The 11,179-nt window shown below is 56.7% G+C and carries 7 protein-coding genes and 4 pseudogenes; 5 read left to right on the top strand and 6 right to left on the bottom strand.

Features of this window, described 5'->3' with window-relative positions:
* Positions 1 to 4 precede the first annotated feature (4 nt).
* From CQ13_RS39875 to CQ13_RS44120, 4 genes and pseudogenes are all read right to left on the bottom strand, one after another.
* The gene (locus tag CQ13_RS39875; RefSeq protein ID WP_057848226.1) at positions 5 to 313 is read right to left on the bottom strand and encodes a UvrD-helicase domain-containing protein; all 309 of its coding nucleotides are present in this window, start codon (positions 311 to 313) and stop codon (positions 5 to 7) included.
* A gap of 65 nt (positions 314 to 378) precedes the next feature.
* A pseudogene (locus CQ13_RS47535) lies at positions 379 to 804 on the bottom strand (UvrD-helicase domain-containing protein); the annotation flags it as partial.
* Between the two features lie 139 nt (positions 805 to 943).
* A complete protein-coding gene (locus CQ13_RS44125; protein ID WP_197427599.1) occupies positions 944 to 1,180 on the bottom strand; it encodes a hypothetical protein in 237 nt (78 codons plus the stop codon).
* A gap of 54 nt (positions 1,181 to 1,234) precedes the next feature.
* A complete protein-coding gene (locus CQ13_RS44120) occupies positions 1,235 to 1,654 on the bottom strand; it encodes a hypothetical protein (protein WP_156434199.1) in 420 nt (139 codons plus the stop codon).
* A 730-nt stretch (positions 1,655 to 2,384) separates the two neighbouring features.
* Here CQ13_RS44120 and CQ13_RS39865 point away from each other — a divergent pair.
* A pseudogene (locus CQ13_RS39865) lies at positions 2,385 to 3,342 on the top strand (IS481 family transposase).
* Positions 3,343 to 3,530: 188 nt separating this feature from the next.
* On the opposite strand, the pseudogene CQ13_RS42325 reads toward CQ13_RS39865, so the two are convergent.
* Positions 3,531 to 3,698: pseudogene (locus CQ13_RS42325) on the bottom strand (MFS transporter); the annotation flags it as partial.
* Positions 3,699 to 3,974: 276 nt separating this feature from the next.
* On the opposite strand from CQ13_RS42325, the pseudogene CQ13_RS46295 reads away from it, so the two are divergent.
* From CQ13_RS46295 to CQ13_RS39850, 4 genes and pseudogenes are all read left to right on the top strand, one after another.
* Positions 3,975 to 4,222, top strand: a pseudogene (locus tag CQ13_RS46295) (aspartate aminotransferase family protein); the annotation flags it as partial.
* 154 nt (positions 4,223 to 4,376) lie between these two features.
* A complete protein-coding gene (locus tag CQ13_RS39860) occupies positions 4,377 to 5,816 on the top strand; it encodes an aldehyde dehydrogenase family protein (protein WP_057848224.1) in 1,440 nt (479 codons plus the stop codon).
* Positions 5,817 to 6,477: 661 nt separating this feature from the next.
* On the top strand, positions 6,478 to 7,560 hold the full coding sequence (locus CQ13_RS39855) for a GntG family PLP-dependent aldolase (protein ID WP_082637916.1): 1,083 nt from the start codon (positions 6,478 to 6,480) through the stop codon (positions 7,558 to 7,560).
* 335 nt (positions 7,561 to 7,895) lie between these two features.
* On the top strand, positions 7,896 to 9,071 hold the full coding sequence (locus CQ13_RS39850) for a hypothetical protein (protein ID WP_057848223.1): 1,176 nt from the start codon (positions 7,896 to 7,898) through the stop codon (positions 9,069 to 9,071).
* A gap of 265 nt (positions 9,072 to 9,336) precedes the next feature.
* Here the strand turns inward: CQ13_RS39850 and CQ13_RS39845 are convergent, their stop codons facing one another.
* A complete protein-coding gene (locus CQ13_RS39845; protein WP_057848222.1) occupies positions 9,337 to 10,719 on the bottom strand; it encodes an aminotransferase in 1,383 nt (460 codons plus the stop codon).
* Positions 10,720 to 11,179 lie beyond the last annotated feature (460 nt).

Raw genomic sequence — 11,179 nt, 5'->3', positions numbered from 1 at the left:
CCCTTCAGAACTCGCTTCGCTTGATCCCAAGTCCATTACTGGGACAGGCTCCTAGCTCTTTCAGAAGCAACGCGCTGGCGCTGTTCACGCCCTGGTATTCGTCCGCCAGGATATACGCGTATTGACCGCGAATTTCGTCGCGGATCGCCGGATCACCCCGAAGGATTTCGATCGGCCGGTTGATAAGGTCGGCGAAGTCGAGGACGCCCTCCGCATGGAGGCGGCCCTCATAGTACCGGTATACGCCGGCGACTTCGGCCGCTTTCTGCGCGCGCAGGGCGCGCTTGTCATCATGACCCGCCGCCTGGCGCATACACGCTGCCGCCCCTGCAATTTTTCTGGCGAGAAGACTTCATCCTTGGCCCGCGCGATCGCCCCGAGGATGTGATGCAGCGCGAAGGCTGGCTCGGACAGCCAGAGGAAGTGATCGAGCTTGATTTTTGTGAGCTCCGCTTCAAGGAAGCGAAGCTGATCGGCCTGATCGAGGAGCTTAACGGGCTCCCGGATGTCTTCGAGGTGACCGAATTTTCTGACGAACTCCAGCCCGAACGCGTGGAAAGTGCCGACCCATATATTCGCGGCAGCTTCTGCCGAACTCGCGGCGATGCGTTCCTTGATCTCGCGAGCCGACTTGTTGGAGAAAGTGAGAACGAGCATGCCTGGGGGAGGAACTCCCTTTCCCAACAGGTGCTCGATTCGCGGGATCAACGTGCGGGTTTTTCCCGTCCAGGGCCCGGCTTCAACGAGCAACGGCGTACCCTCGTGCTCGGCCCTCCCTTTGCGACGGATCGAGATTGGGCGCATTGGTTGTATCCTTGGTCTTTTCGGGCGGCTCCGGAAGCAACAGGGCACCCACGAGCTGCTGGTTGACCAGGCCGATTGGCACACCGACTCCGCTGCAATCTGCGTGGCCGACTTGCCTAGCATGAACAGACGTCGAGCCTCAGGGACGGCAGGAGAAACTCTCGCGCAAATACATTGGCGTACCGCTCGCGAAGTTCCAGCGGGCTGTAGCTTCGACCCGGCGGATGCCGGTTGGTGAGTTCGCTTCCGGGGTGCCAGGATCAGGGCCGTGTGCCACCACCGCTGGATCGATCGGCGTTTCGATCCAGAAATAGCCGGACTTGTGCACCTCTACGTAAGCGGCCATATCTGGAGCTAACGCGTTCGAGACATACACGGCGTGGCTCCCGAGCGGCGGAGCGCACAATCGCCACCAGCCAAAAGCGGATGTTCAGGAGGTACCGCCTGAACCTTTTGCATTCGTGGCTCCGCGCGCCTGTGCAAACAGTGCAGATGCACCGCTTGCGCCTGCTGCACGAGCCTTCAATGCGGCATGCTTTTCTCGGGCCAGCTTTCGAACCGCTCCGAAACTATCCATGCACGCTATCCTGGAGGTCGGGATCTGGCGGCTCTCTTTAACCACCGATCTTGCTCTAGTTTCGATAGTTGCGAGTGCCGGACCAGCATCGCGAAATCGACTTGGGTCGGAGCCGGACGGGTACGGATTTGTGAGTCCCAGCAAGCTGCGGCCCGAGCCGAAAAAAGTCGCGTAGCGCGTCAAGAGGCCGATTAACACCTCAGCCACCAGTCGGATCAGCAGCGCCGGGAATGTTGCAGGTTTGGCCAGCCGCATGATGAGGCTGTCCAGCATCGATCTGTCGACCCAACCGTCCGTTTCTAAGACTCGAAGTCGTGCCCGGCCGCGCGGATACTCACCCAAGCGGTCATCGACGCCGTGTTGGAGAAGGTTGCGCAGAAGCGCATCACGAATTCGAAGGATCTGCGCAAACTGCGGGCAATCTGCCTGACCCGCTCGCGCGCGAGAATTTCCTGAATGAGAGGGCGATCTTGAAGCTGCCCGCTACGCGTGTCGGCTCCCGTGAGCTGTCAGGTGAGTTTGATGCCGTCGAAGGTATGAAACGCGTGCCTTGGACAACTGATAGAGCTCAAGGGCGATCCGGACATCCTCAAGAAGATCGAGGATGCTGAAGCGCTTCTCAGAACACTCAGGAAAACGCTTTCGGAGTGAGGTTCATCAAGATATTTATAACCTCTGAGGAGTATGGACCGGTGGGAACCACTCGAAATGGAAGCGCCGCTTGCGGCGGTGGTAGTCTGCTCATGCGCCGTTGATGGTTTTCTCAGGCCGGCGATCCGCTTCAAAACGTCGTCGAAGGTCGGGGTTGATTATCGAACATCATCGGCGCCATTTTGCGATAATCGGCGCGTAGATCCGCGATACGATCCGGGTGTGGTGAGAGAAGCAGAGTACCGGCGCGGTCGGTATCGTAGCTAGCTGTGAGCTTTCAGGAGGTTGTCCATTCGGCCCTGACCGAGGAAGCTGAGGTTGCTGAAGCTTCAGATTCCGAGGGGAGAACCGAATGGACACCCATAAGAATGCGCCTCTGACGCCGAAAGGTCGAGAGGCGATGGTGCGCAGCGTCATCGAAGGTGGCCTGACCAAGGCCGCAGCCGCGCTGAGGTTTAACGTCTCGGCGAAGACGGCGGCCAAGTGGGTCAAGCGCTTCCGCGCGGAAGGCGTGGGTGGGTTGCGTGATCGCTCCTCAAGGCCCCTTTCATCGCCGAGCCAAACCCAGCCTGCCACATGCGCCGCAGTCGAGGCTTTGCGTCGGCATCGCCACACGGGCAAGCAGATCGCGGCCGAGGTTGGGATCTCTCCGGACCGTCAGCCGCATCCTGCGTCGGCTCGGGCTGAATAGGCTCGCCGCGCTGGAGCCCGCCGAGCCGATCCGCCGTTATGAGCGCGAGCACCCTGGCGAGCTTATCCATCTCGATATCAAGAAACTCGGCCGGATCGGCTCGGTGGGACATCGTATCACCGGGCGGTATCCTGGCGCGATCAATCGCCACCATGGCATCGGCTGGGAGTTCGTCCATGTCTGCATCGATGATGCTTCGCGCGTCGCCTTCGTGCAGGTCATGGCCGATCAGTGCAAGGAAAGTGCTGTGGCTTTCCTTGAGGCCGCCGTCGCTTACTTTGCCAGGCTCGGAGTCTGTGTCGAGCGTGTGATGACCGACAATGGCTCGTGCTACCGCTCAAAGAGCTTCCGAGCAGCTTGCAAACGCCTCGGCCTTCGCCAAATCTTCACTAGGCCATATACGCCCAAGACCAACGGCAAGGCCGAGCGCTTCATCCAAACCGCGCTTCGCGAATGGGCTTATGCGCAAGCCTACCAGAACTCAGACCAGCGATCGGCCGAACTGCCCAACTGGCTCCATCGCTACAATTGGCATCGGCCGCATGGTAGTCTGAAGGCCAACACACCCATCAGCCGACTCGGTTTAGCCGGGAACAACCTCTTGAGGCTCCACAGCTAGCCCATGCGGGCAAAAAAGTACCGATTTGGCTCGGCGACCTGTTTCAACGGATCGCTTGGTCAGTGTCTGCCAAATCGCGCGGTCGTAATAGTGTCGGGAAAAATATTGCGGCGTCGCGGACCGAAGGTCGCGGTGGTGTTCGGCATGAAGCGCCGTCGACTTCTGCGTCGGTCGCGCTGGCATAATTAATCGAGCTGTGTCGGATAGTGATAACGCTCGGTCCACAACTCGGGTTCAGCGATGTCGCGCGCAATCAACCAGCCGTAAGCGCTATTGCGTTGGCGCGAGAGCTGCACCTCCTGCATTAGGTTGCGAAAAGGCCGCGCATTGTCCTACGCCACACGATATTCGATTTGCCCGGCCATATCGCCGATCACCTCGAAATAGACGGTTGTTCCTTTGCGCGATTCGAGGATGGGGCTTCTTTTCGATCATAGTGAGTGATCGGCTCCAGGCTTGCAGTGAATCGCGGCGCCCAATGTCTGCGCGTTGCAGGAAATCCATCCGAACTACAGTGGATACGACGCAAATATATTCGCGAGATCAGTATCATAAGCATAGGCGTTTCAACAAGGGGCGCTTGGGACTTTCAAATGGTCTTCCAAGATATACGGCAGCCGAAGCTATGATGTGTTGGTGAGGTGCGTGGGGGACGGCCCGTTGGCGCGATCGAGCTGGTCGGTGATCGTGACAGGAAGAAGCGATTCGATCCATCACTCGAAGTTGGTGCTCGCGTCTCCAAGGAGGTGGCCAACGATCGAGCTCTGATTGCTCGCTCGATGCCGCATAGTGACTGCTTGGTTTCGCTCCGCCGCTGGCGACCACCAAGGCTGAAATCGATGAGAGCGTTTCGATCGCAGAATGTGCTGCCCTACCATGATGGGACGAGTTCGTCCGCGAGGGTCAGAAGATGTGAAGAACGGCGGGCGGAGGCATTCCGGCTCGAGTACCGTGACCCGGACAGTGGCTCCGTTTCTTGTCCAAGCCGGACCTTAAACATGGGCTAGGACAAACAGTAGAAAGGCGATTGACATATGTCCGACAGCACAAATTACAAACTCTTTATCAACGGATCGTGGCGGTCGGGCGGTAACGGCGCTGATCTGGCCCTCATCAATCCCGCTACCGCGCAGCAATTCGGCCGGGTTGCCGTTGCCTCCGCGTCGGATCTCGACGATGCTTTAACATCTGCACAAGCGAGCCTGCAGCGCTGGTCCAATACGCCGGCTCGTGAACGAGGGGCGCTTCTCGTTCGCGCCGCCCAAATTCTGAGAGGAAAGGTCGAAATTGCGGCAGCTGCTCTTTCCAAAGAGCAAGGCAAGACCTTGTCCGACGCGAAGGGCGAGTACACGCGCGCAATCGAAAGCCTCGAGTGGAATGGTCTTCAAGCAAAGAAGTTGTCGGCTCCATTTCCGATAGATCAGAAAAGGATGATCGTACCGGAAGCGATTGGTGTCGTTGCTGCGTTCACACCCTGGAACTACCCAGCGGTGCTCAGCGTCCGGAAGGTTGCCGCCGCTATCGCAGCTGGTTGCCCTGTAATCCTCAAAGCGGCTGAGGAGACCCCAAGCGCGGGCGTCTATATAGTCGAGGCCCTTGAGCAGGCGGGGATTCCGTCTGGCGTTGTGGGCCTCGTTTTCGGAAATCCTTCAATGATCTCCGAACATCTGCTCGGTTCGCCTGTTGTCCGAGTTCTCTCTTTCACCGGCTCAACACAGATCGGCAAGCAGCTTGCGACGATTGCAGCAAATAATCTGCAGCGGTGCGTTCTGGAGCTCGGCGGCCACTCTCCCGTCGTTGTCTTTGAAGATACGGACGTGTCGAAGGCCGTTTCTGCAATCTCCGAGTACAAGTTCAAGTTTGCGGGTCAGAGCTGCAATGCTCCGAGCCGCATTCTAGTGGCGCGGTCGATTTATCGAGATTTCCTGGCAAGACTTGTTCAGACGGCGAAAAGGATCAGGATCGGTCTGCCCGACGACCCTGAGACAGACATGGGACCGATGGCAAATGCGCGGCGAATTGAAGCCATGGAACGCCTAACCAAGGATGCGGTCGCTCGCGGAGCAAGGGTCGAAACAGGTGGTACACGCCTCGATCGACCGGGGTTCTATTGGACGCCTACAATTCTGAGTAACGTTCACCCCGAATCACAGGTTCTTCACGAAGAACCTTTCGGACCGATCCTGACTGTTGCACCCTTCGACACGATTGAAGAGGCAATCGAGGGGGCCAACGACACCGAATACGGCCTGGCATCCTACGTTTTCACCGATTCCCCCGACATTCAGCAAAGGATGGTCCGGAGTCTTTCGGCGGGTGCTATCAGCGTGAACTACCTGAAGGGGGTGTCGGCGGATGCGCCAGTTGGTGGCATCAAGCAGAGCGGTTATGGTTACGAAGGAGGTGTGGAGGGGCTGAGGGCCTTCCAACATCTAAAACTCGTCAACTCAGCGAATGTTCTGCCCCTCGAATAGCCGTCTCAGTTACCAGGCCGGACGACGAACCATGAAGCGCTTCCCTCTCGCTGGATGTGGGTAGAAGCGCAATCGATTGAGGATCGATATTCATATCATTTCAAATCGAGTTGGCGTCGGAATCTAAAATGACTATCGAATTGGTTGGGAGCGGAAACTAAACCAAGGCCGCTCCCAACGCCGGGCATCGACACAGAGCGGCAGATCGTGACGAACTAAGAAGGATTGAGCGCGCAACATGAATTCTGCGCCCGTGGAAAAGAGACGCTGACGGCGATATTGCTAGATTTAAGAGGAGAATTTTCGTGCCAAGCGGACAACCTCTCTCTGTTGAAGAGGGGAGCGGGGGGCGCAAGAAAGCACGTGCGCTTTACGGCTGAGTCGCGATTCGCCACCGCGTGCCCAGGTCGTAAGAAGGCATGATACGGTCAAAAGCGTCAATTTTGATCTCAGACGCAGGAACTCCGCAGAGCAAGCGCCCATATTCGAGAAAACCTGCTCCTAGCTCCTGTACGTAATATTCGCATGATGTCTGAAAGAGAAAACGGCCGAACCTGTCTCGTCGCGGACTACAGCCCTCTCATTCGTCGAGTGAAGCGAGAACAATGGCAATTAGCAAAGGACGCGGCCTGATTACAAAGCCTGAGCCGCCGGAATTCCAATGCAACGACTGATGACCCCTGTGCCGGTAATCGACTTGCGCAGTGACACAGTGACCAGGCCGACGCCTGCCATGCTTAACCGCATGGTTACTGCCGAGCTTGGCGATGACGGTCGTGGCGACGACCCCACTGTGAAGGAGCTTGAACGCGTCGCGGCAACCCGGCTCGGCAAAGAAGCCGCATTATTTCTGCCGACCGGCACGATGAGCAATCATGTAGCTATCCTGTCGCATGCCTTTTTGAAGGGCGAGGTGATCGGCGAGGCGTCCTCGCACATTTTTCGTTCCGAAATGGGCGGGCTGTCCTTGCTCGCCGGACTTTATCCGAGACCGCTGCCGGGACGTGCCGGAGCAATGGATCTCGGCGCGCTCGATGCTTGCCTACGGCCACCAGGCGTGACCGACCATGCCCTTGGGACGGCGGTCGTATGTATGGAAACGACGCACGGTTTGGGAGGATCCGTTCTTCCGCTTGACCATATGCGTGATGTCTGGGCAAAAAGTTCGCAGCTCGGCGCTCCAGTGCACCTCGATGGCGCGCGCATCTTCAATGCCGCCATTGCGCTTGGCGTCGACGCTTCCGCCATTGCCGCTTTCGCGGATTCGGTCACGTTCTGCCTGTCCAAAGGACTGAGCGCGCCGGTTGGATCGGTATTGGCTGGACCGCCTCCATTCATTGAGCGCGCCCGCGGTTTCCGTAAGATGCTGGGCGGCAACCTGCGCCAGGCCGGTTTACTGGCAGCCTGCGGTCTGGTCGCACTTGAGCAATCGATCGAACGCCTGGCTGATGATCACCTTAACGCTCGGAGATTGGCAGATGGCCTACATCGAATTAATCCGCACTTGGTCAGTCTCACCGACGTAGTGACCAACATGGTCATGGTCGACCTCGGAAGGACTGCCGCTGACGCCGAACAGTGGACCAAGGTGCTATCTGATTATGGGGTGCTGACAGCGCCGGTCTCAAAAAACGTATTGCGATTTGTTACGCACCGTCATGTCGATGCCTCTTCGATCGAACGGGTCGTGACCGTTTTCGCAGAGATCTATCGGACTCGCCCTGCTGCCCTCTTTGCTGCATGAGAGAGGCGCCACATCCAATGAGTAACGGCGGTGTCTCGACGCGTATCGAACGGTTTGCGGGGCTGTGCAATCGACGCATTTCGATACCACATCAAGCCGGCTTGACCCCATCGAGGCCAACACGGCGTTAACAGACAAGTCGAAGGAGCCTTGCGCCCAGTCGTTGTATTCTCGTTGGCAGGCAGTATACCGCTCCGAGCCAATCGTCACTGTTTCACTCAACCTGTGCTATGCTCCAAGATTTTCGTTGAGACCGTGTTCCAGGTCTTTCACTCGTCTCCTCGCCTGACGGTTCCCGGGGGGCTTGCTTAACCTCGATTCTCTTCCGAGACGCCATGATAGTTGACTACCTCAGATATGTTGCCTTTGCTGGACGTCTGAGAGATTTCTTCGAGCGAGATCTTTTCGAATATGTCGAGCCAGAGGCGACCACTGGACAACATCTAAGGTTCGCCCCTGAGTATATCGAGAAGCGCCTAGGTTGGCGCGGTCAGACAATCGTTAGGGACCTGCACTGGGATCCACACGCTCGGGATATGATCTCTGAGGAGCTAAAAGAAAAGATTGGAGTCGCGACCGTCGCGGATGGACTCACGAGGGACTGTTTTCGAGTAGGGGAACGCCCGCCGACGCACCTTTATGTGGAGCTACGAGCGCCGCACCTTGAAATTGTCGTTGATATTGATCCCCACCACTGGTCGGAAAAATACCTAAAACGCAGCTCATATCACGAAACTCCCATTATCTATCGCAGGTCCGGACCAGCAATCGGTACCATCAAGTCTGGCGCGATAATTCAAGAGACCTCGCGAACGCAAAACGCGCAGGGCACACTCTGTGGGGTGTTCTACGATAATCCTGGGCCTACTTTTGCCCTGACATGTGGACACGTCGTCGGTCCCAGCTCGGAAGTTACGGTGGAGCGAGCTCTTCAGATTTGGAAGCTGCCACTTGGGTCGCATTTCGCCTACCTTGGCAAAACTATTCATCACTCAATGTACGAGCCCGGCGGAGCACGGGAAATCATAAAGACGCGCCTTGATGCGGCGTTGGTCAAAGTGAAGGCACCGGCGACGCTCAGTCAAGTGCGCGGCAAGGCCGTGCGACCTGCAGCAATCAAACCGATTTCGTCGGTCCTGCAGGAGGAGCCCGTCGCATTTAGGGGCGCAGGGCGACCCACCGATACTTTGGCGCGGATTTCAGCTGTCACAATAAGAAAGTCGATTGATGCATCAAACGATGGAAGGATTTCGTCACTCGCCGATGCCTTAATGCTTGGACACAGGCAGCCAATGTACATCTCGCAACCGATAAGCCGTTCCGGAGATTCAGGCGCAGCACTTCGGCAAGGCTTTTCGTTCGCGGGATCCGTCACGAAACAAAATCAATGGTATGGCATGATCGTTGGTGGGGACGAGACCTCTGCTTATGCAACGCACGCGGAATCGTTGTGGGCTTGGGCCGCTGAAGCGACGAGTAATCACAACCTCGAGTTCGCATTTGAAATATGAGCGTAGTCGGATTTCAGCCTCGCTGAAAGTTTGACGAAGGAGTCGGTAAAATATCGGTTCCTTCGCTATCGACGCTGCCAGCCAGGCTCCGTCGCGCTCACAAGCGTCGTTCCGACAATTCCGTCTGTCATTCTAAAATTGAAAAAGCGGATCTAGCAGCATCTATCGAATTGTCTTTGCTGGTCATCACAGTGCGTAATAATGCCAGAAAGCGCCACACCGCGTCAGGTCAGAGAGATCATCGGCTCCCGACTTCCATCGAGCTTCAAGCAACGCCCAAACCCGGAATGCGTTCTATAGTGAGCGTCAGGATGCGCCGCATTCGTTCGATGATCTCGCGTACCTGATCTTCTGTCACAATCAAAGGCGGACAGAGGGCGAGTGTATCGCCAATGGCGCGCAGGATGAGGCCTTGTTCATGGGCGATTTGCATTGCCAGGGCACCTACGCGCCCCGCTTCCGAGAACGGACACTTCGACCTCTTATCAGCAACAAGCTCCAGCGCAGCAAGTAGACCCAACCCGCGCACGTCTCCCACGAATGGCAATTCGGCGAGCTGCCTGAGTCCATTCTGAAATGGCGCTTCCAGTCTCGCAGCATTACCGATTAGATCGCACTCTTCGATAATTTTCAAATTCTCCAACGCAACGGCCGTAACGACGGGGTGGGCTGACGCAGTGAATCCATGGCCGAACGTACCAATCTTGTGACTATTATCGGCGACGACATTGTACAACGCTTCGCCAAACAACACCGCACCAAGAGGCATATAGCTCGATGTGATCTGCTTTGAGACAGTTACGATGTCCGGAGAGAAGCCGTATTTCTTAAAAGCAAACGCCGTGCCTAGTCGGCCGAAACCGGTGATCACTTCATCCGCAACCAACAGGATGTCGTACTTGCGACACAGAGCTTCGATTCCGCGCCAATAGCCCTGCGGAGGCGGAAACACGCCGCCGCCGCCCATCACAGGCTCGCCAATGAAAGCCGCAATCGTTTCCGGCCCTTCCCGCAGGATTGTATCTTCAACTTCCACGAGCAGGCGATGAGTGAACTCGGCTTCAGTTTCGCCGTCTTTTGCGAGGCGATAGTAGTATGGACAGGTCAGATGAATCACTGGAATGACGGGCAGGTCGAAATCCTTATGGTTGGCCGGTAGAGCAGTAAGGCTGCCGGCACCAATGGTTATGCCGTGATAAGCCCTCTGACGAGCCAAAAACTTCTTCTTCTTTGGTCGCCCCAAGGCATTGTTCATGTACCAGACAAGCTTGATTACCGTGTCGTTCGCTTCTGACCCGGAATTCGTGTAAAATACCCTTGATAGCCGCGGGTCATCCGCCATCTCAATCAGCTTGTCGGATAAGCGGATCGACGGTTCGTGTGATTTGCTGAAGAAGATATGGTAGAATGGCAACTTCTCCATTTGTTTCATTGCCGCTTCAGCTAGTCGCTTTTCGCTAAAACCGACGGCCACCGACCACAATCCTGCCAGGCCCTCGATGTACTGCTTGCCGTCAGTATCGTACACATAAATCCCTTCGCCGCGGTCCATGATAAGCGGACCCGTCTTTTCCAAGGCTCGAGCATCCGTGGATGGGTGTAGCGAAGTTGCTAGATCCATTGCGACTAGCGAATTTGATTTCGTCATCTCAAACCTCTGAGGCCAATTCAACTGACGGGTGAGGCGATCATTCGCATTCCAGCGGCTTGTGTTTTCCGAACGCCGATCGGAGTGCATCGAAGCGCCCCAGTAGTCCTGTGGTTAGCTGCTTTTCGAAGCCGGGATATTAGAGGTGCGCGCGCGCCTATATGGTGCTGTTTGGGGCAATTTCCGCAGATTTCATGCGTCATGTCGTGTCAGCGGCCGAAAAGCTGTGATGAGCTGAGGGTTTCTACAGTTTAGGCGTCGTGGAGCTTTGTTGCAGCGTGGATCTCCTCTTACAGGCTGCAGATTCGAGGAGGCAGTCTTGAGCCGTGGCGATCTAACTGAGGTCGAGCGGCATGTGCGAAGACCTGTGCGAAGACCTTGCTACTGGTTGAACGAAAGCCTAAACTACTTTCCGGCGCAAAATTCGCGCTTCTAACCAGACTGGTCAACCGCGCGGACA

This window comes from Bradyrhizobium retamae, assembly GCF_001440415.1.
Taxonomy (GTDB): domain Bacteria; phylum Pseudomonadota; class Alphaproteobacteria; order Rhizobiales; family Xanthobacteraceae; genus Bradyrhizobium; species Bradyrhizobium retamae.
The sequence above is the reverse complement of the archived record's forward strand: the minus strand, read 5'-3'. Positions and strand labels throughout refer to the sequence as shown.